A 20,104-nucleotide genomic window follows, 5' to 3' on the forward strand; every position below is an offset into this window, starting at 1 on the left:
GTTCGTGGTGAGCGCAAGGAAACATCGCTTTGCGAGCGCTTCGCTTGTTTTGTCGAACCATGAACGGGAGAACCCTTCGACAGGCTCAGGGCGAACGGGGGATTAAAACTGGATCATTCCATCAACCGGAGATGAAGCTGTTGCATACGGACGTTTAGGTATACGTCCTGCAAGATAACTCAAACGTCCTGCAATCACCGCATTTTTCATCGCTTCCGCCATCAGCATCGGATTTTGTGCTTGGGCAATCGCTGTGTTGGTCAATACCCCATCTGCTCCAAGTTCCATTGCTAACGCCGCATCACTGGCACATCCGATCCCTGCATCAACGATAATCGGCACTTTGACCGCTTCACGCACAAACACAATGTTATAACGGTTTTGGACTCCGAGCCCTGAGCCGATCGGAGCGGCAAGCGGCATAATGGCGTGGGCACCTGCATCTTCGAGACGGCGTGCCATAATCGGATCATCGCTGGTATAGGCCATGATGGTAAAGCCGTCTTTGGCTAACACTTCACACGCTTTGATCGTCTCTAAGACATCCGGATAGAGCGTTTTTTGGGTGTCGCCGATTACTTCGAGTTTGATCAGATCGATTCCCGTCGCTTCACGGGTGAGGCGGAAAAGGGTGATCGCCTCTTCCGCTGTCGTACATCCTGCCGAATTGGGGAGGAATTTGACATTGGTCCCCGCAAAAGTATCACGGAGATTCGGCTCATTCGGGTTGGTGATATTAAGACGACGAACGGCTACGGTGATAAGTTCCGAGCCGCTTGCTAATGTAGCGGCTTTAGTCGTTTCAAACGAATCATATTTACCGCTTCCCACGATGAGGCGGCTACCGAGAGTATATTTTCCGATTTGTAATGTATGCATTGCTATCCTTTTCAATCAATCATGTAGAATTTTTAGTACGCTGAGGGGGAGTATCTCATGCTCAATCTGGCGAATTTTAGCCGAAAATTCTTCTAAAGTATCGGAGGAATTTTTAGTAAAACTTTTTTGCAAGATTATCTCACCGCCGTCGAGTTCATCGGTAACCCAATGAACACTCACTCCGCATATTTTCTCGTCACTTTCAAAACTCCGTTCAATGGCGCGTGAGCCTTTAAAGGCGGGCAGGAGTGAGGGGTGGAGATTGATAGAGCGAATATTGGAGGTAAATACGCTAGTGAGAATACGCATAAAGCCGCAAAGTACTACAAGATCAGGATCGTAATCACGGATCATCTCAACCAGTGCGGCATCGTAGGCTTCGCGGTTTTCATATTCCCGATGATCGCATACTTCGACGGGTATGCCGGCTGTACGTGCTTTGGCGATACCTCCGGCCTCTGAATTGTTCGTAATGGCACAGGTGATGATGGCATGCTTGTGGTGGATTTTTTCAATCAAGTTGGCGAGGTTGGTCCCCTCGCCGCTAAATAAGGCAACGATTTTTTTCATAAAACGGTAACTCTTTCTATAAGGTCAAATGGGGTGAGGGCATAGTTGTTTTTGTCAAAGCCGCGTGCAGCTAGAGTGTGAGCTAAAGAGCCTTGAAGGGCGGCATCTAACGGAGTATATTTTTGGGCCAACAAGGCTCCGATAAGACCGCTGAGGACATCACCGCTGCCCCCTTTGGCAAGTGCCACCGTTCCGAGGGGATTGATAAAAAATCGATCATTTTTTCCTATGATAACGTTGGCGCCTTTAAGCACCAATACGGTGTTCGGATAAGCGGCACAGAATTGTTCCACATAGGTAAATCGGTTGTTTTGCAATGTGGTGACATCGATATCGGCTATCCCGCAGAGGCGTAAAATTTGAGTGAACTCTTTGGGATGTGGGGTGAGGACGATACACTCACGCTTGAGTAGTTGAGGAAACATCGGATGGTAAAAAATATCGGCATCTAAAACGAGCGGGAGATTATTGTCGAGCAAACATGTCAGTTCATCATCGCAAAACTCTACCCCCAACCCCATCCCCAGAGCAATAGCTGTTGTCGAGGAAGGGAGCGAATGGCTTTGCATCAGTTCATACGGGATAGTGACGTTTTCGTTACTGATAAGGCTCACTAATCCGCTTCCGAAACGGATCGCAGCAGAACCGGCGATAACCGATGCTCCGATTTTCTCACCGCACACAACCGCTAAATGACCATAGCATCCTTTATTGGCGGAAGTGGACGTACGATGCGGTAGAGATAGATCGGATGGATCGAGTAAGTGCCATGTTGTGGGTATCTCATACCGTGAACGTGAAATTCCCAGATTGGCGACACGGATTTCACCGACGTATTCTTTAGCCGCATCACTGAATAGGCTTCGTTTAAGGGCTCCCATAGTGATGGTAATATCGGCTCTGAATGTATGAGGATCGAGCGTACCGTCTGCATACAAACCGCTGGGGACATCACAGGCTATTTTAAATGCGGTGGAGTCATTGAGCATCGCTAGTATTTCTGCGGTTTCAGCGTTGATCGCTCTATTGAGGCCACTACCGAATAGGGCATCGACAATCACATCATAGTGGGTCTCGCTTTGATAATGGAGTGAAACACGATAGTCACCTTCGAGTTGTCGTGCGAGAATCCGTCCATCCGCTCCGTTATTTCCACTGCCGCACACAATCAAAATGGAAGAATTTGGCAAGAAATATTCACCAATGTAATTGGCTATAGATAAAGCGGCGTGCTCCATCATAACGGGTTCACTGAGGGCGAATTGTTCTACGGCTCGATGATCCAGAGTATTTACTTCTCGGTAAAGGTTTTGCATGGATAAAGTCCATTTCAGCTATAATTATATTTATGAACAACGATTATATCGCAATAGCCAAAAACACACTTGAAATTGAAGCACAGGCTCTTCGAGAGGGCTCAGAACGTCTGGGAGCGGAGATGATCCGTGCCGTAGAGATTATCCTCGCGTGCAAGGGTAAATTGGTCATTACGGGTGTAGGCAAATCAGGTTTAATCGGGGCTAAAATCGCCGCGACGTTTGCATCGACGGGAACGCCGAGTTTTTTCCTCCATCCGACCGAAGCGTTGCATGGCGATTTGGGGATGATCGGCAAAGAGGATGCGGTTCTCGCCATCAGTTACAGCGGTGAGAGCCCGGAACTCAGCTCCATTCTCCCTCATATCAAACGTTTTGATATCCCCCTCATCGGGATGACTCGCAATGCAGAGTCAACTCTTGGGCGTTACAGTGATGAGGTGATTAACATCAACGTCTCAGCCGAAGCGTGTCCGCTCGATATCGCTCCGACCAGTTCAACCACGTTGACGTTGGCGATGGGGGATGCATTGGCGGTATGCCTGATGAAGGCGCGCAATTTTCAAAAAGAGGATTTTGCTTCGTTTCACCCCGGCGGGGCATTGGGCAAACGGCTATTTGTTAAAGTAGCCGATTTGATGCGCACAGCCGATCTTCCGATCGTGGATGAAAATACACCGCTTAAAGAGGCGATTTTAAAACTCAGCGAAGGGCGTTTGGGGACAGTAATGTTGATTAATGCAGAGGGGAAACTCTCCGGTTTACTCAGTGACGGTGATATTCGTCGTGCCCTTCTGAAGGAGTCGTTTTCGCTCGATGCTATCGCAAAAGAGTATGCAACACTCAACCCACTTGTTATTAATGATGCAACGATGCTGGCCAGTGATGCTCTCGTATTGATCGAAGAGAAAAAAATTCAATTGTTAGTCGTCACGAACCGTGATGGCATAATCCAAGGTGCGTTGCACCTTCATACTCTCGTAGAAGCAGGTATCTCATGATGCGTTTAAACAAATATATTGCCCACTACTCAACCTATTCGCGTCGCGAAGCCGATCAGGCGATTCTTGATGGGTACGTTCGAATCGATGGTGAGGTTGAGATTAACCCCGCGACTCAGGTCGATGAGCGTAATGCCAATGTTATGATCAGCGGGAACAAGATCACCCCAAGTGATCAATTTACCGTTATCGTCTATAACAAACCGCGCGGTGAATTGGTAACCAAAAAAGATCCGCAAGGGCGTAAAACGATTTATGACTCATTAGCAAAACAATACCGCCACTATATCCCTGTCGGACGGCTCGACTTTGCCTCTGAGGGATTATTGCTTCTTACCGATGCGTCTCGTGTTGCAACGGCACTTATGACCTCCAAAATGGAGCGGGTTTATAAGATCAAGATCAAAGGGGCTGTGTCTGAAGGGATGAAAATCGCGATGGGCGAAGGGCTGGAGCTTGAAGATGCAAGTGCCGGAGCCCATGAGCATGCGGAGGCGGGGCCGATGAGTTTTGCCCCTTTTTATGCCTATCAAGTCCAAAAAGACCAAGGAGACTATTCGATTTTAAAAGTAGCCATTGGCGAGGGACAAAACCGGGAGCTTCGTCGTTTTTTCGCCCATTTCGGGGCTGAAATCGTCGATCTCAAACGGCTTAGTTTCGGCGGGATTGAACTTAATAATCTCCCAACGGGAAAAGTACGCTTTTTGGAGCGAAATGAGTATTCCAATTTACGTGAGTTTTTGGATGCTGTGGAAAAAGCGGAGAAACAAAAACAAAAGAGCGAGAAAAAAGCTCCAAGAGCTGAGGGAAAACCACAGTTCAAGCCGAAAAGTGCTTCAAAAGATAAACCTAAATCGAAATCAAAACCTTCCAATGAGCCATTCGGCACCAATAAATACAAACCTGATTCTAAATTCTCAAAAGGTGGTAAAAAATGAAAACACTCAAATTCCCAACCAGTCATAAAACACAGTTGATGGATATCAGCGCTGAAGTGAAAGAAGCTGTCATTAAATCAGGGATCAAATCAGGGATTTGTATTGTTTTTACTCCGCATACGACAGGGAGTGTCTTTTTGTTTGAAAATGCAGACCAAAATCTTCGCCGGGATTTATTGGCGGCTCTCTCCAAAGTTATTCCCAGTGATGTTCAATACGCCCATGTCGGTAGCAATGCGGCTGCTCATCTCAAATCATCCCGTATGGGTGCATCGGTAAGTATTCCGGTTCATGAGGGTCGTCCGATGTTCGGAAAATGGCAAGGAGTTTTCTTCGGTGAATTTGACGGTCCTCGTCAAGAGCGTGAAGTCATTATCAAAGTCATCGCAGGTTAATCGTGGCGGACTTTACCTATCTGCTTCGTCCGAAAAAATTTGACGATGTGGTAGGTCAAAATCATCTGTGCTCTCCCGATTCTCCTCTGCGTTCACTCTGTGAGGGGGGTAATCTCACCCACTCTTTTTTTTACGGTCCCCCCGGTTGCGGTAAAACGACATTAGCCCGAATTATCGCCGAGGTTATGGGTCTCCCCTTTTATGAGTTTAATGCAACGTCACTCAAAATAGAAAACTTGCGAAAGATTTTTGATCAATACGAGGGTTCCCTCACTAAGCCTCTGATCTTTATCGATGAGGTGCATCGCCTTGCAAAGAATCAGCAGGAGGTGTTACTGCCGGTTATGGAAAAAAACAGTGTGTTAGTGATTGGCGCATCGACGGAAAATCCCTATTTTAGCCTGACTGCGGCGATGCGATCGCGTTCATTACTGTTTGAGCTTCATTCCATCGGTTTTGAAGCGTTAGAGGATTTGTTAGTCCGTACTTCCGTTGAAATGGATGAGGAGGCACGTGAATATTTGATCGCCAGTTCGGGGGGCGATGCTCGTGCGATGCTCAAACTCCTCGAAGTCTCCACCGCATTGAACAAACCGATTACCCTTCTTCTTCTCAAATCGCTCCGACCTGCTGCGCAAAGCTTGGGAAGTTCGGAAGCGGGGGTTCATTATGATCTCGCCTCTGCCCTCATTAAAAGTATCCGAGGCTCAGACCCCGATGCGGCGATCTATTATCTTGCTCGTTTGATTGAGGGGGGCGAACCGCCGGAATTTATCGCTCGTAGACTTGTAATTTTGGCGAGTGAAGATGTGGGGAATGCGAATCCTCAGGCTCTTAGTCTTTGCACCTCTGCTATGACGAGTGTCAAAATGATCGGCTACCCCGAATCGCGGATTATTCTCGCCCAAGCGGTTATCTATCTGTGCGCATCACCCAAATCCAACACGGCATACAATGCGATCAATGCCGCGCAAAGTGCCGTCAAAAACGGGGTTATCCTCGATATTCCCGAGTCGTTACGTCAACAGCACAAAGGGTATCTTTACCCGCACGACTTCGGGGGATGGGTCGATCAAAAGTATCTCTCTAAACCGCTCAAATTTGTTGAATTTAAAAACAGTGGTTATGAAGCGAAGATGGGGGAATGGATAGAGAAGGTGTGGAAGAAAGGGTAACCTTAATGTACTGACGATAAGCGATATCCCATCCCATAAATACTCGTTAGCGCTTTTTCGGGGAGTTTTTTCCGTAAACGCATCATCATCCCCCGCAAATTATCCGAACTTACATCGATCGTATTGAGATAAAAATGATTCAGGATTTCATCGGTACTGCATACTTGTTCAAATTTTTTCGTTAAAAGCTCCATCAGCAGAATTTCGTATTTGGTTAATGCAATTGCAATGTCACTTTCAAAAAGTATTTTTTTATCCTTATCCCAAAAAAGTTCATGGGAAAGATAGAGGGTATGTTCCGGTGCTATAGATGGGAGAGGGGAAGTATTGATTTTGGAGCACACTTTGTAAAGTGTATCAAACATTTGCGGATATTGAACCGGTTTGGTGATGAACTGAGCGATACCGAGATTAATAAGAGATAGGAGATAATCCGCCTCTGTGTGAGCGGATAAGATAATAATTGGCTGTTCCTCATGGATGGCACGAATCTCAGAGGTTAATTCCACCCCATTCAGCCGAGGCATCCGAATATCGGAGATGACGAGATCGTAGGTTTTTTGTTTTAAACGATAGTAATCGTTGTATTTCTCGAGAGCGTCAACTCCATCGATAGCAGTATCAACGCGGTAAAAATAATCTTCTAATACTCTGAATATCCGAGTTCGAAAAGGCTCGTTATCTTCGACAAAAAGGAGTGATAAACGCTTCGTCTGTTCCAGTATACGTTGTTCGTTATCAATCAATCATTTTGCCTCAACTTTTTCGCGATATCAATTATTATAACATAAAGGAAATACGTTTTAATTCCTAGATATTGTAGTACGTCGCCTCTTTATGATGGACGACGAGAGCCGTGGTACTTTGCTCAGGGTGAATTTGGAACGTCTCAGAGAGGGTAATGCCAAACTCTTCAGGGCGTAATAAATCGAAGATGATACGGCTCTGTTCCAAATCAGGACACGCCGGATACCCGAAGCTGTATCGTGCCCCCGCATAGCGGTTGAGACGGACATCACGGAGACTAAACCCTTCATCATTGTGTGCAATATTGAGGTCAAGTCGGATTTGTTTGTGTGCCACTTCGGCTAACGCTTCGGCAAGCTCTACCCCAAACCCGTGTACCAGGTTGTATTCGAGGTATTCATTCGCGGCATACAGCTCTTTTTCGTACTCGCTGAATTTATCCCCTACGCTAACACACGTTAGCGGTAATACGTCATCGCGGGTATGGGTGAAAAAGTCGCTTAGTGCGCGATGGGGTGCTTTGCGCTGACGCGGAAACTCAAACACGTATTTGGCGTTCCCGATCACTTCGTCGAGGCTCTGACGGTTCGCGTTTTCATCGATATTCCATCCGTAACTCTCATCAAAAATCAGAAGTTCCTGATCGCTGCTTCGGACAGGATAGTATCCGTAAATCACCGTCGGGTCAAACAGTCCCCGTTTGACAATCTCTCGTTTGATCCGCTCATAGGACGGATAAACTTTGGTCTCGAGAAGTTTTTTATACTCATCCACCGGCATTCCGGCACGTTTGTATCCCCAATGCAATTTAAAGAGACTGCGGCGGTTGATCCATTCGCATACCATGTCAAAATCGAGTTGTTCTTTGCGTAATACCCGACGCCCCCAAAAAGGAGGGGTCGGAATTTTTACCTCGCTTGGCATGTTCAACTCATGAAACGGTGGGATAACAACATCCACAACCTCTTTGGCGGCACGTTCAATCATATCTCCGCCGAGGCGGGTGTCGAGCCCTATGCTTGGATCGGCATTGTATTTTTCAATTCGGCTCATGGCGATCACCCCGTCAAAGGCATCGCGGCAATAAAAGATCGCCCCGTTATAGATCGGGCGGCAGAAATCGTCCACGAAACTACGGGTGAGTGCCGCACCGCCGAGAAGTACCGGTGTGGTGATTCCCATACCGGCCATTGTCTCTAAGTTGTCTCTCATCACTTGGGTCGATTTGACGAGCAGCCCGGACATCCCGATGGCGTGAATCTCTTGGGCTTTCATCACATCGAGATACTCTTCGAGTTCGGTTTTGATCCCAACATTGATCACCTTGAATCCGTTGTTTGAGAGGATGATATCGACGAGATTTTTCCCCACATCATGAACATCCCCTTTGACCGTCCCGATGACGAGGGTAGTATCGGTCTCTTTTTCCTGTTTGGAGAGGTAGGGGTTGAGATAGTCAACGGTGGTTTTCATCGTCTCGGCACTTTGCAATACAAACGGAAGCTGCATTTTTCCCGATCCGAAAAGCTCTCCGACGATTTTCATCGCATCGATGAGGATTTCATTGACAATGGTGTCAGGATTGATCTGTGTCCGTGCCCGTTCAACAAGAGGAATCATCCGCTCTTTATCCCCGTCGATAAGGAGTTTGGCAATTTTTTCTTCATCGCTCAAGCTCTCGTATTCTTCGTCGTTTTTAGTGTTGTCGATGGTTTTATCACTGAAATGTTCGATAAATTTAAAGAGGGACTGATCATCCGGGTTAAAGAGCAACTCTTCACAGACGGCACGATCCTCTTCGGACATTTTGGCAAGCGGTACGATATGTTTGACGTTGATGATAACCGATGTCATACCCGCTTCAATACAGTGGTGTAAAAAGACACTGTTCAAAAAGACTCTGGCATTCATGCTGAGTCCAAAAGAGATGTTGGAGAGCCCCAGTGTTGAGCCGACGTTAGGATATTTCGTATGCAGTTGGCGGATAGCTTCTAAGGTTTGGATGGCGGCGTCACGGTACTCCACATCCCCGCTTCCCACGGTAAAGGTGAGCATGTCAAACATCAGATTGCGAGGATCGATATGGTGGCGGTTGACACACAGATCATAAATCCGATCCGCAATGCGCATTTTATCTTCGGTTGTTTTTGCCATTCCCTTTTCGTCAATGACAAGACATACGAGGGCTGTTCCGAATTTTTTAGCCAGTGAACAGATAGCATCGAGACGCTCTTCACCGTCTTCGAGGTTGACGGAGTTGATAATCGGTTTGCCGCCGATGCATTTGAGTGCCTCTTCCATTGTGTTGACACGGGTCGCATCGGGCATAAGGGGGATGGAAATTTTTTGGTTGTAGAGTCTCATGACGTGCGCCATATCCACCGCACCATCACGCCCCGCAAACTCGACGTTGACATCGAGACAGTGGGCGCCATCTCGTACTTGTGCTTGACCGACGCTGAGTGTCCCCTCGTAATCGCTCGCGATGATCAGTTCACGAAACGCTTTCGATCCGGTCGAATTGGAGCGCTCTCCGATGAGTAGCGGAGCGGGTGTTTGGATCAGTTCGACGGTGTTAAACAACGATGCGATAGAGGGTGTTGTCTCTCCGCTTGGTTTTTTGGGGGTGATGGAAGAAACTTTATTCACCAGTGCACGGATATGCTGAGGGGTTGTTCCGCAGCATCCACCGAGGAAACTGACGCCGTCATAGTTTAAAAAGTCACATTGCAGCTGAGCAAACTCATCGGGTCCCATCGGGTAGTACGAATAGCCGCCTCGGTTTTGAGGCAAGCCCGCATTGGCATGAACCGAGATCGGTTTTCCCCACACTTCACTGAGGGTTCTAACGTGTTTCCCGTATTGCTCCGGTCCGGTTCCGCAGTTGAATCCCAGACTGATGATATCGAAGGGCTCTAAAATCGTGGCGATGGTTGCCGCATCGGTACCGATGAGCATAGACCCCGCCAACTCGATCGTAACGGACACCATAATAGGAAGATCAGAACCTCGTTTGCGGTTAGCCGCTTCGCAGGCATGGAGTGCGGCTTTGATTTGGAGTGGGTCTTGGCAGGTTTCAAGGAGGAAAATATCGCATCCGCCGTCGATGAGTCCCAAACAACACTCTAGATACCCTGCGAGCATCTCATCGTAGTGAATGTGTCCGAGAGAGGGGAGCTTGGTTCCCGGTCCGATAGAACCCAAAACATAACGCCGGTGTTCAGGAGTGGAAAATTTATCACACTCTGCTTTACAGACTGCGGCTCCCGCTTTGGAGAGTTCATAGGCACGATGTCCGATCCCGTATTCGTCCAATACCCAGCTAAAGGAACCGAAAGTGTTGGTCGTGATGAGATCCGCACCGGAGACGAGGTAGGCGTGAAAAATATCGCTCATCACCTCTGGGCAGGTGACGTTTAGGAGCTCATTGCACCCCTCTAACCCCTCCCATGCACTCTCAGGTATTTTATCGGCACGCTCTTGAAGCTGGGTTCCCATAGCGCCATCGATTATAAGAGCTCGGCGAGAGATAGTTTCAAGAAGCGTTTGTTTGAGGGACATAACAGAGACCTTGCGCAATAAAAATAAAATACGATTTTATCCAAGAGTAGCCTAAAGGGTTCTAAGTATGAAAATATAATTCTTTTGATACACTCTAATCTATGAAAAAGCTGTTTCTTTTATTACTCTTTTTAATGTCACTTGCATGGTCGAAAGAGTCCGTAACCCTTCAATTGCCGTGGCTCCATCAGTTTCAGTTTGCAGGGTATTACGTTGCCAAGCAAAAAGGGTATTACTCGGATTCAGGATTAGATGTTACGATTTTAGATGCACACAATAGACAAGACCCTTTTAAAGCCGTCATAAACGGGAAAGCTCAATACGGTGTCGGACGTTCTTCTTTGATTGTTGATTACATCAAAGGTGCTCCCCTTGTTCTCATGGCTGCAGTATTCCAATCCTCTCCAATGATGCTCCTTACCCGTAAGGATTTTAATATCCATAATGCCAAGGACCTCAAAAACAAACGGGTTATGTTGACCGGGGATACTATCGAGGGCGCCGAGCTGCAGGCGATGCTCCGAAGTGTCGGATTGCGTACCAGTGATTTGATACTGCAAAAACACTCGTATGATCCGATGTCATTGGCTAGAGGTGAAACCGATGCTATGGTCGCCTACCTCTCTAATGAACCTTATGTTCTTCAAAAAGCAGGAATCGAAACACGTGCTATTCACCCTAAAGAGTACGGATTCGATTTTTACAGTGATATCTTATTTACCACGACGGATGAAACCACTAAAAATCCTCAAAGAGCCGAAGCCTTTTACGATGCATCGATGCGGGGGTGGCTTTGGGCATTTGATCATATTGAAGAGACGGCTGAACTGATTTACCGTGATTACAACCCTCAGCATAAATCACTGGATGCACTGATCTACGAAGGTCGAATGTTAAAAGAATTTGCCTTCCGTCCCAATATTGCTTTTGGCTCCATCGATCCGGTGCGTCTGGAAATGATTGCCCAAGGGTATCGGCTAATGGGTGTCGTTCAATCGATCCCTTCGTTTGAACCTTTACGATATAAACACAGCGCATTGCAATTGAGTGAAAAAGAGAAAGGATGGTTGCGTGATCATCCGGTTATCCGAGTCGGAATCGATCAAAACTGGCCTCCTATCGAGTCAATCGATGAAAAAGGGAGACATTCTGGAGTCAGTGCATCGTATTTGAAGCTTCTCGAAAAGCGCTTAGGGGTCCATTTTGAGGTTGACTACAGCCGCCGCCATTGGAGTGATTCGATCCGATCGGTTCAAAACAAAGAGATTGATATGCTCTCTTGTGCGGCCATTACCGATAAACGGCGGGAGAATCTTCTTTTTAGCCGCCCTTATTTGAAACAATCGATTGTTATTGTTGCCCATTCGGATGTTGGATTTGTAAATGATTTAAATGATTTGGGCGGGAAAAAAGTAGCCGTTGTCCGCTCTTATGCGACGGAAGAATTTTTACGTGAACACTATCCCAAAATTATCCCGGTAGTTGCGGATACCTCGCTGGAAGCTCTCCAGAGCGTTGTTTCAGGCGAAGCATATGCCTGTATCGAAGGACTTGGGGTTGTGAGCCATTTGATAGAGAGGCATAATCTAAAACGTCTCAAGGTTGTCGGTGAAACGCCGTATCGGTATGAACTTGCATTTGCATTTCGTAACGATTGGGGGATGCTGGCTTCCATCTCAGATAAAGTTCTCGCTTCCATTACCCCCTCAGAATACGAAGAGATTCACGGACCTTGGCTTGTGATGGAACGTAATTATCCAATCAATTATCGTCTGGTTTGGGGTGTGGTTGGCTTTATGGGGATATTATTTATTTTAATCGCCTATAAAAATCGCCGCCTTGATGTATTGGTACGTCAACGTACCGATGAACTTGAAACGTTTAATCAACGGCTTCAAGAAGAGATTGAAAAAGCGGTTGATAAAAATCGGAAACAGGAAAAATTGTTGATGCAGCAAGCCAAAATGGCGGAAATCGGTTCCATGCTCGAGTCGATTGCACATCAGTGGCGGCAACCGTTGAATATTTTGGGGCTTTCGATGACCCGTTTAAATTTGAGTTGTGCGATAGGGGGGAACAGTGAATCGACTAAAGTCATTGAGATTGCCGAAGCACAAATCGAATACATGTCTCAGACCATCGATGATTTCCGTAATTTTTTCAAACAAGACAAAAGCCAAATTTGGGTAAATATTGATATGTTGGCCAATGATGTTGAAGCCCTTTTGGGACCTTTGTTGATGCGTAAAAAAATCATCATTGAGCGAGATATCGATCCGATGATTGAAGTTTTGGTCTATCCGAATGAACTGAAACAAGTGGTCATTAATCTCGTCAATAATGCCCGTGAAGCGATTGAACAGCATCGCGGACGTGAGAGGGTTATTCGTATTCGCTGTCTTAATGATGAGCAATATTGTACGATCGCAATCGAAGATACCGGAGGAGGGATACCTCCGGAGATCATCGATAAAATTTTTGACCCCTATTTTACGACTAAATTTGAATCCCAAGGGACGGGAATCGGTTTGTATATGGCCAAAATGATTATTGAAAAGCACTTTTTAGGAAAGCTCAGTGTTTACAATACCTCAAAAGGGGCTTGTTTCGAAATCCGGCTTAATCGTGCGGTAAAAGAGGGTTAAAACAGATTACCTCAAAGCAGTGTCTTCCCTCAACATAGCGATAATGAAGGGCAAAGTTATGGGCATCGAGAATCGATTTTACAAGGTAGAGCCCTAAGCCGAAACTTTGAGTATTTTCATGGTGATGAAAAAACGGTTCGCAGAGGGTTTGCAGTGTACACCCGCTCTCCCACGGTTCTCCTCTATTATAAAAGAGGATATTTTTCTCGTTTTGAACAATGGTAACTTTTCCATCCGAACTGTACTTAATCGCGTTATCGATTAGATTTTTAAAGACGGTTACCAACACCTCGCAATCGGCATAAATCGGTATTCCGCTCAATTGAAGATCGAGAATATCATCGCTTAAAAAAAGTAAGGTTTGTCCTTTTTCAATCAGGATTTTCGGATCACATTCTTGCAAATGAGGGGCGAGTGCTCCGGACGTGATCTGCTCTACTTTTACCAATTCCGCAATCAGATGCTCCATCCGTAAAAAAGCGCGTTCTAGAATAGACTTTTCTTCTTTGTTCTTGAGGAAAGGCAGCGCCAGCTTCCCAACGGTAATCGGCGTTTTCAGCTCATGCATGATGTTGCGTAAAAAGAGTCTGCGTGCTTCAAGGAGGGTTTGGTTTTTATCCATTGCGCTGTCGAGTGTACGAGAAACGAGAGAAATCTCGTCTTTTTTATCGCTTTTGATCGGGATATAAACCCCCTCTTTTCCATAATGAGTAATCGAATGAATCAGTGTTTTAAGGGGGAAAAGAGTTCGGATGATAAGCCAGTACAAAAGCAAAAGAGCCAGTGTCAGGGTGGCGAAAAGTGCTGCAGGCCAAAGGGACTGATGGGCCACATCGGTTTTGATGAGCAGCAGAGGCGGAGCTGCTTTCGTTAGATAAACATAGAGATGATTCTCATCTTTTAAAATCCGTATTCGCCCCTCTTTAAGTGAGTCTTTGATCGCTTCAGGATAATTCTCAGGGACAGCAGTGAGGGCATTATCCAGTGTTTTAATAAGATCAGGATGAGGTTCGGTAACACTGTATCCTTGTTCTTGCAAAAAAGAGCGCCGTTCAGGGAGATCCAGGACAATACTTTTGCGTAAAACAAGAAGGAGATTTCCCGCTTCCAGCTCAAGCTTTTTGGTATGCTCTTGGGTGAGTTTTTGGTTTAAAAAATAAAATCCTATACCCATGGCAATGAGTGTGATGATAAAAAACAGGGTAATACGCAAAAAGATACTATGTCGCATCATTTAACCTGAAAATCGGTATCCGCTTCCGCGAATGGAGTGGATAAAGCGGGGGTTTTTGGGATCTTTTTCAATTTTTTGACGTAAACGGCTGATGATAACATCGATAGTCCTCACCGAACTCTCCCATGAAATTGCTTCGGAATTGTTGGAAAGGAAATCACGACTGAGCGTTTGATTCGGATGGAGGATAAAAAGAGACAAAAGCTCATATTCGGCCCGCGTCAGAGCGAGAGATAAGCCATTAAAGAGAATGCTCTGCTCTTGTTCATTCAGGAGAAAGAGCTTGTTTTTTTTCTCCAGCGTGGGACGGTAACGGCGGAGAACACTTTTGATCCGAGCAATCAATTCACGAGGTTCATAAGGTTTTGGGAGATAATCGTCTGCCCCGTACTCTAAAGAGAGTACTTTATCATTGATGTCGCTTCGTGCACTTGAGATCAGTATCGGGATATCGGTTTTAAGACGGATTCTTTTACAGAGTTCCAGCCCATCCATCTGTGGTAGAGTCAAATCCAAGATGATAAGATCAAAATGCTCATTCTCAAGCAGCTCTAATCCTGCAGATGGTGTTGAGACGGCGTTGAGCGCTATTCCGTAGTTTTTGAGATAGTTAACCAACAGCGTTGTGATATCCGGGTCGTCTTCGACCATCAGGGCTTGAAGCATAGGAGTCCTCATTATGTATTCTGCTGAAAGTATGACGTAACGATGTTAACAAAAGGGAAAAGGGTAAAAAAGAGGATTAGAGGAAGTTGTTTGCTCTTAAGAGCAAAAAAGATTTTAGTCTACCATCCAGCTGGCACGTTTGGATTTACGTAATTTTTTGACCAACATTTTTTCTAACGGTGTCATTTTGTCCATTGGGTTCTCCTTTATTAAAGTTAAACGGAATCGTATCGGTATTTGATTACCGTACGATAACGTGTTTTGACGAAACAATGACATTATAAAGCCATTAAATTATAAAATATTCAAATAATTGATTAAAAAATAATCAACTTAAAGTATCCACTCACTAAAGATTCTTCAAGCGCATAACAGCCTCGAAAACGGATAATTCTCCCGTATCCATGTGGGTAGCTTTAGTGCGTAACATCAGTTAAAAAAGGATAAATGAATGGAAAAGGCACTTTTAGGGGGCGGATGCTTTTGGTGCATCGAAGCAGTTTATAATCGTGTGAATGGAGTGCAAAGTGCCATTAGCGGCTATGCGGGCGGAGCACGAAGAGATCCGAGTTACGAGCAGGTATGCAGCGGCGCAACCGGACATGCGGAAGTAGTAGAGATAACCTATGATCCCGCACTTATAACCTATGAAGAGATACTTGATATTTTTTGGGCCATTCACAATCCGACAACATTGAATAGCCAAGGGGCTGATCGCGGAACGCAATACCGTTCGGTAATTTACTATTATAATGACGTTCAAAAAGAAAAAGCGGTTGTATCGATTGCAAAAGCTCAAAAAGAATGGGAAGATCCGATCGTTACGGAACTCTCATCTGCGCCTGAGTTTTTCGCAGCAGAAGGGTATCATCAAAACTATTACACGGAACATCCGACGCAAGGGTATTGTTACGCAGTTATTGCGCCAAAGATTCAGAAATTTATGGTTAAATTTGGAGATAAGGTAAAATGGTGAAACAAGAGAACTCAGCGGTAGAGACAAAGGGGGCATTGCTCCCTTTGACCTAATATGCCGGTTATTTGCAAAGTTCTACTTCGATACGGCGATTTTCAGCACGTCCTACTTTTGTTTTATTGGAAGCTACAGGCATTTTTTCACCCATTCCTTCTGATGTCAAACGAGAAGCATCAATACCCTCTTTAATCAGCATCGATTTAACGGTCTCTGCACGTTTTTCGGAGAGTTTTTGATTGTATTGGTCTGATGCGGTGCTGTCAGTATGACCGACAATGTTTGCTTTATAGGCCGGGCTGTCTTTCAAGAAGCCAGCGAAGGTTGCAACTTTAGCCGTACCTTCAGCATCGACCTTGTTTGAATCGGTTGCAAAGTTGAGGTGCAATGTCGCTTTAAGCGGGCAGCCCTCTGTATCAACTTTGAATCCGGCCGGAGTATTCGGGCATTTGTCATATGGATCAAAGACACCGTCTTTATCACTGTCGATCGGAGCCGCAACGGCTGCCGGTTTTGGTGCAGGGACAACTACGGGTTTCGGTTCAGGTTTTGGCTCCGGTTTTGGTTCCGGAGCAACAACGGCTGCAACAACCGGAGCTACAACCGCAGCAATAACCGGAGCCGCTTTTTCTTTTTCATCAAAACTGAATGTCAAACCGGCAAGCGCCGCTACATTATGAACTTCACCGCTGCTTGAATCAATAGCACCGCTGCGGTTCATTTTGTACATGTAAAGCCCTTCGAGTTTGAGAGCAATATGTTTGGTAATATCGGCTTTCAACCCAAGACCAGCGTCTAGGAGCATTCCATCAAAATCATTTTCATGGGTATTGGTATACCACTCATACCCTAAACCCGCTTTTGCAAACGGAGTAACAACTGTACCGGTTTCCATTTCGTAAACACCGTTAAACATGGTTGTCAAAACCCCTGTTTTCTCTCCTGCACCTGGGACACGATTACGCCCGTAAAGAACAGATAGCTCAGGTTTAACGCTATCGTAAAGGTCGTTTGCTTGCATCTCCAAACCGTATACCATATGGTTTTCTACACCACCCATTGCACTAGGATTGGTTTCGTCTGAAGTACTGTTCCAGAGGTAACCGACAACTGGCGTAACTTCATAATTAAAGTCACTTGCCCCGAGTAAAGTTGCAGCAAGAATTGCTGAAAACGCTAATTTTTTCATCGTCAAAATCTCCTTAAGTCAGATTGGAATGTTCAAAGTATAACACACAAATGTGATTGGAATGTTGTCTAAATGTAGTTAAACGTTTTTTTTAATGGTTTCAAATTCAGACTGCATAGCGTTTAACATCGAAAAAATTTCATGGTTTAAGTGTGCTTGCGCCGTATCGATTTTTTCAAGATGGGAACGTTTAAGGAGTTCAAGTTTCTCAAGTGTTGATTGAAAAAGTGCGTGGTCATCCGTCAGTAAAACAATATCTTCTTTGGGAGCCCATTTTCGTTTAACGCTTCCATCGTGTTTAAACTCAAAAATGATATTTTGACTTTTTTCAGAACTGAGATATCGTGGGACACTGTAGGCTAAATAATGCTTTTTTGGGTCACCATGGTGACGTTGTATAACATAGTACATCTAAGAATGATAACATAAATCGAATTTTATCCCTCTTTGTGATAGAGTATTTGCAATATATAATTTAGGAGTACGGATGGAACATTTTTATCAATTAGCGATAATCGGTGCAGGACCTGCCGGTATAGCAACGGCGATTGAGAGTTATGTATTAGGGATGCGCGATATTGTACTTCTTGAAAAAGATGAAAACCATAATGCAACAATTCGGAAGTTTTACAAAGATAATAAGCGGGTCGACAAGGATTGGAAAGGGCAAAAAGTTGAGCTGGACGGAACTCTCTATTTTATGGACGGTACAAAAGAGTCTACGTTAGATTTTTTTGATCAGTTGTTGGATAATGAAGTGGTGGAACTCAAAACCCATACCGAAGTGCAAAAGATAATGAAAATAGAGGGTGGATTTGAAGTTTTTATCGCCGGAGGAAGTATCAAAGCCGCTTATGTGGTTGTAACAATCGGACGAATGGGTAAGCCGAATAAGCCCGATTATAAAATCCCCCTTTCGATTAAAAATCAGATTCATTTTACATTAGATGGATGTTCTCAGGGAGAAAAAGTGATGGTTGTCGGAGGCGGTGATTCGGCAATCGAGTATGCCGTAGAGTTGTGCGATCGAAATGAAGTGAGTATTTGCTATCGTCGAGGAACGTTTCGCAGAGCGAATCCGACGAATCAGACGGATATCGAAAAAGCGGTTGCAAACGGCTCGGTTCGGCCTTTGCTTAATACAGAAATTATCGAGCTTGAGAGCGAGAGCGGAAAAGTCAAAGTATTGTTTAGTGATGGGACATCGGAATTGTTTGACCGACTTGTGTATGCGATTGGCGGCACAACCCCAAGCGGTTTTTTGCAAAGCAGCGGTATTCGTGAAGAGGACGGGAAACCGGTCCATGATGAGAATTATCAGAGCAATGTGGAGGGGTTATTCGTCGCAGGTGACATTACCCAAGAATCAGGCGGTTCGATCGCTCTTGGACTGAATCATGGTTTCGCGATTGCAAATTACATTCAATCTTTGTAATACAATTCGTTATTCCCGCGAAGGGAGTACAGCGACCCTCGCTCCCAAGCTCCTGCTTGGGAGTGTATATTTTAGTTGTATTATTTATTTACTGTATGCATTCCCAACGAGGACGTTGGGAACGAGGGAGGTTACGCCTTTAGTATTGGTTCACTTTGATGACTTAGCTCTCCATCGGCGGTGAATAAAGTGAGCTTGATAGTGGTATGGAGATATTCAGAAGTGACGAGAGGATCGAAATTTTCATCCTGAAAGGCGGCAACTTTGGCATTATGGATGATCTCTTCGAGCAGTGAGCGCCCCAGATTTTCTGTGCGTGCAGAACCGCGAAGTTTATTATCTAAATAGAGGGTGATTTCACACTCCATAGCTTGAGAGAGTATGGGATATTCTTCGAGAAGTTTCGAACGCTCAATCGATGTTTCTGCTTGGAGCACCTCTTCGATAGAGGCTCTGGCAATGGTTAATAACAGCGATTGTGACATCTATTAACCCCTTTTTAACTCTCTTGATGGTGTTATTATAACTTACTTATCCTCAGGTGAAGAAGCAATATCAAATCCAAGATTTTGGAGCATCATCAGATCCGTATGGGCTTCACGTCCGGCGGTCGTGAGATAATTTCCGATCACGATGCTGTTGGCTCCCGCTTCGAAAATTTCATGCTGACGCTCTTTGAAGGTAACCTCTCGCCCTCCGGCGATCATAATTCGATCCGCACGATCTAAAATTTTCCGTGAAAGAGAAATAAGCGCTAAGCATTCATCAATGGTGAGCGGATTGGGGTTTAGCGGCAATGCCGGATTGTGGTGGTAAAAGTTGAGTGGTACGGAAATGGGATTAAGCTCTTTAAGCGAATGGAGCATACTGAGGCGATCTTCGTGTGTCTCTCCCATCCCGAAGATTCCTCCGGTGATGAGCTTTAAACCTGAACGGTTGACGTTTTCACAGGTCTCATAACGTTCATCCCACGGGTGGGTCGTACACACCTGCGGATAAAAGCTTCGGCTCGTTTCGAGGTTATGGTTGTAGGCACTTACCCCTGAGGCTTTGAGTTCATTAAGCTGCTCCAGCGATGCTGTCCCGTTGCAGGCGATAAGACGGAGACGGGGAACTTCACGTTTGAGTGTAGAAGCGACGTTACAGACAAATTCGAGGGTTTTGTCATCCAACCCTTTTTGGGCGGTAACGAGGCAAAATCCCAAAGCCCCCAAAGCTTCGAGACGGCGGGCTTCCTCCAAGATTTGATCCATAGGCTTTTGCTTGTACCGCTCGATATCCGCTTTGTATTTCACGCTTTGGGAACAGAATTTACAATCTTCGTTGCACGTACCGCTGTTAATATTGCAGATAGAACAGAGAAATATTTTTTTTGACATA

Annotated in this window: 18 protein-coding genes; 7 read left to right on the forward strand and 11 right to left on the reverse strand. The window is 45.4% G+C overall.

Features of this window, described 5'->3' with window-relative positions:
• Positions 1-102 precede the first annotated feature (102 nt).
• From B649_RS00595 to B649_RS00605, 3 genes are read right to left on the reverse strand one after another with little or no spacing between them, the layout of a single operon-like run.
• Positions 103-879: a thiazole synthase gene (locus B649_RS00595; protein ID WP_015652553.1), complete on the reverse strand. Its 777-nt coding sequence runs from the start codon at positions 877-879 to the stop codon at positions 103-105.
• Positions 880-894: 15 nt separating this feature from the next.
• Entirely contained in the window at positions 895-1,449 is a 555-nt protein-coding gene (gene purN / locus B649_RS00600; protein WP_015652554.1) for a phosphoribosylglycinamide formyltransferase, read from the reverse strand.
• Entirely contained in the window at positions 1,446-2,765 is a 1,320-nt protein-coding gene (locus tag B649_RS00605) for an NAD(P)H-hydrate dehydratase (protein WP_015652555.1), read from the reverse strand. The genes purN and B649_RS00605 overlap by 4 nt, the downstream gene beginning before the upstream one ends.
• Positions 2,766-2,797: 32 nt before the next feature.
• On the opposite strand from B649_RS00605, the gene B649_RS00610 reads away from it, so the two are divergent.
• From B649_RS00610 to B649_RS00625, 4 genes are read left to right on the forward strand one after another with little or no spacing between them, the layout of a single operon-like run.
• On the forward strand, positions 2,798-3,766 hold the full coding sequence (locus tag B649_RS00610; protein WP_015652556.1) for a KpsF/GutQ family sugar-phosphate isomerase: 969 nt from the start codon (positions 2,798-2,800) through the stop codon (positions 3,764-3,766).
• Positions 3,763-4,704 (forward strand): pseudouridine synthase, encoded by a 942-nt coding sequence (locus B649_RS00615; RefSeq protein ID WP_015652557.1) that lies wholly within the window; start codon positions 3,763-3,765, stop codon positions 4,702-4,704. Before B649_RS00610 ends, B649_RS00615 begins: the two co-directional genes overlap by 4 nt.
• A complete protein-coding gene (locus B649_RS00620; RefSeq protein ID WP_015652558.1) occupies positions 4,701-5,099 on the forward strand; it encodes a secondary thiamine-phosphate synthase enzyme YjbQ in 399 nt (132 codons plus the stop codon). The genes B649_RS00615 and B649_RS00620 overlap by 4 nt, the downstream gene beginning before the upstream one ends.
• A 2-nt stretch (positions 5,100-5,101) precedes the next feature.
• Positions 5,102-6,274, forward strand: coding sequence for a replication-associated recombination protein A (locus B649_RS00625; RefSeq protein ID WP_015652559.1), 1,173 nt, complete (start codon positions 5,102-5,104; stop codon positions 6,272-6,274).
• A gap of 2 nt (positions 6,275-6,276) precedes the next feature.
• Here B649_RS00625 and B649_RS00630 read toward each other — a convergent pair whose 3' ends face one another.
• Positions 6,277-7,020 carry a response regulator transcription factor gene (locus tag B649_RS00630; RefSeq protein WP_015652560.1) on the reverse strand — a complete coding sequence of 248 codons (744 nt, stop codon included), beginning with the start codon at positions 7,018-7,020 and terminating at the stop codon, positions 6,277-6,279.
• Positions 7,021-7,084: 64 nt separating this feature from the next.
• On the reverse strand, positions 7,085-10,582 hold the full coding sequence (gene metH, locus B649_RS00635; RefSeq protein WP_015652561.1) for a methionine synthase: 3,498 nt from the start codon (positions 10,580-10,582) through the stop codon (positions 7,085-7,087).
• Positions 10,583-10,683: 101 nt separating this feature from the next.
• Here metH and B649_RS00640 point away from each other — a divergent pair, with 101 nt between their 5' ends.
• Positions 10,684-13,227, forward strand: a complete 2,544-nt coding sequence (locus tag B649_RS00640) for an ABC transporter substrate-binding protein (protein WP_291750914.1) — start codon at positions 10,684-10,686, stop codon at positions 13,225-13,227.
• Here B649_RS00640 and B649_RS00645 read toward each other — a convergent pair.
• Both B649_RS00645 and B649_RS00650 read right to left on the reverse strand, forming a co-directional pair.
• Positions 13,202-14,458 carry an ArsS family sensor histidine kinase gene (locus B649_RS00645; protein WP_015652563.1) on the reverse strand — a complete coding sequence of 419 codons (1,257 nt, stop codon included), beginning with the start codon at positions 14,456-14,458 and terminating at the stop codon, positions 13,202-13,204. The two genes, B649_RS00640 and B649_RS00645, sit on opposite strands and share 26 nt — an antisense overlap.
• 3 nt (positions 14,459-14,461) lie before the next feature.
• Positions 14,462-15,127, reverse strand: a complete 666-nt coding sequence (locus B649_RS00650) for a response regulator transcription factor (RefSeq protein ID WP_015652564.1) — start codon at positions 15,125-15,127, stop codon at positions 14,462-14,464.
• 451 nt (positions 15,128-15,578) lie between these two features.
• Between B649_RS00650 and msrA the strand changes: the two genes are divergently transcribed.
• Complete coding sequence (gene msrA / locus B649_RS00655; protein ID WP_015652565.1) at positions 15,579-16,103, forward strand: peptide-methionine (S)-S-oxide reductase MsrA; 525 nt, start codon at positions 15,579-15,581, stop codon at positions 16,101-16,103.
• Positions 16,104-16,164: 61 nt separating this feature from the next.
• Here the strand turns inward: msrA and B649_RS12010 are convergent, their stop codons facing one another.
• The gene (locus B649_RS12010) at positions 16,165-17,289 is read right to left on the reverse strand and encodes an OmpA family protein (protein ID WP_015652566.1); all 1,125 of its coding nucleotides are present in this window, start codon (positions 17,287-17,289) and stop codon (positions 16,165-16,167) included.
• 78 nt (positions 17,290-17,367) lie between these two features.
• Positions 17,368-17,700 (reverse strand): hypothetical protein, encoded by a 333-nt coding sequence (locus tag B649_RS00665; protein ID WP_015652567.1) that lies wholly within the window; start codon positions 17,698-17,700, stop codon positions 17,368-17,370.
• A gap of 76 nt (positions 17,701-17,776) precedes the next feature.
• Between B649_RS00665 and B649_RS00670 the strand changes: the two genes are divergently transcribed.
• Positions 17,777-18,724, forward strand: coding sequence for an NAD(P)-binding domain-containing protein (locus B649_RS00670; protein WP_015652568.1), 948 nt, complete (start codon positions 17,777-17,779; stop codon positions 18,722-18,724).
• A 131-nt stretch (positions 18,725-18,855) separates the two neighbouring features.
• Here B649_RS00670 and B649_RS00675 read toward each other — a convergent pair whose 3' ends face one another.
• Together B649_RS00675 and B649_RS00680 are read right to left on the reverse strand one after the other, a co-directional pair.
• A complete protein-coding gene (locus B649_RS00675) occupies positions 18,856-19,209 on the reverse strand; it encodes an AMMECR1 domain-containing protein (RefSeq protein WP_015652569.1) in 354 nt (117 codons plus the stop codon).
• A 42-nt stretch (positions 19,210-19,251) separates the two neighbouring features.
• The gene (locus B649_RS00680; protein ID WP_015652570.1) at positions 19,252-20,103 is read right to left on the reverse strand and encodes a biotin synthase; all 852 of its coding nucleotides are present in this window, start codon (positions 20,101-20,103) and stop codon (positions 19,252-19,254) included.
• Position 20,104 lies beyond the last annotated feature (1 nt).

Source organism: Candidatus Sulfuricurvum sp. RIFRC-1, assembly GCF_000310245.1.
In the GTDB taxonomy this organism is placed as follows: Bacteria; Campylobacterota; Campylobacteria; order Campylobacterales; family Sulfurimonadaceae; genus Sulfuricurvum.

What these genes read in the sequence shown, in the direction of transcription:
- B649_RS00665 (WP_015652567.1), bottom strand. Translation starts at nt 17,700, where the DNA reads ATGTACTATGTTATACAACGTCACCATGGTGACCCAAAAAAGCATTAT.
- purN (WP_015652554.1), bottom strand. Translation starts at nt 1,449, where the DNA reads ATGAAAAAAATCGTTGCCTTATTTAGCGGCGAGGGGACCAACCTCGCC.
- B649_RS00610 (WP_015652556.1), top strand. Translation starts at nt 2,798, where the DNA reads ATGAACAACGATTATATCGCAATAGCCAAAAACACACTTGAAATTGAA.
- B649_RS00640 (WP_291750914.1), top strand. Translation starts at nt 10,684, where the DNA reads ATGAAAAAGCTGTTTCTTTTATTACTCTTTTTAATGTCACTTGCATGG.
- B649_RS00605 (WP_015652555.1), bottom strand. Translation starts at nt 2,765, where the DNA reads ATGCAAAACCTTTACCGAGAAGTAAATACTCTGGATCATCGAGCCGTA.
- B649_RS00670 (WP_015652568.1), top strand. Translation starts at nt 17,777, where the DNA reads ATGGAACATTTTTATCAATTAGCGATAATCGGTGCAGGACCTGCCGGT.
- B649_RS12010 (WP_015652566.1), bottom strand. Translation starts at nt 17,289, where the DNA reads ATGAAAAAATTAGCGTTTTCAGCAATTCTTGCTGCAACTTTACTCGGG.
- B649_RS00650 (WP_015652564.1), bottom strand. Translation starts at nt 15,127, where the DNA reads ATGCTTCAAGCCCTGATGGTCGAAGACGACCCGGATATCACAACGCTG.
- B649_RS00645 (WP_015652563.1), bottom strand. Translation starts at nt 14,458, where the DNA reads ATGCGACATAGTATCTTTTTGCGTATTACCCTGTTTTTTATCATCACA.
- metH (WP_015652561.1), bottom strand. Translation starts at nt 10,582, where the DNA reads ATGTCCCTCAAACAAACGCTTCTTGAAACTATCTCTCGCCGAGCTCTT.
- B649_RS00615 (WP_015652557.1), top strand. Translation starts at nt 3,763, where the DNA reads ATGATGCGTTTAAACAAATATATTGCCCACTACTCAACCTATTCGCGT.
- B649_RS00620 (WP_015652558.1), top strand. Translation starts at nt 4,701, where the DNA reads ATGAAAACACTCAAATTCCCAACCAGTCATAAAACACAGTTGATGGAT.
- B649_RS00675 (WP_015652569.1), bottom strand. Translation starts at nt 19,209, where the DNA reads ATGTCACAATCGCTGTTATTAACCATTGCCAGAGCCTCTATCGAAGAG.
- B649_RS00680 (WP_015652570.1), bottom strand. Translation starts at nt 20,103, where the DNA reads ATGTCAAAAAAAATATTTCTCTGTTCTATCTGCAATATTAACAGCGGT.
- B649_RS00595 (WP_015652553.1), bottom strand. Translation starts at nt 879, where the DNA reads ATGCATACATTACAAATCGGAAAATATACTCTCGGTAGCCGCCTCATC.
- msrA (WP_015652565.1), top strand. Translation starts at nt 15,579, where the DNA reads ATGGAAAAGGCACTTTTAGGGGGCGGATGCTTTTGGTGCATCGAAGCA.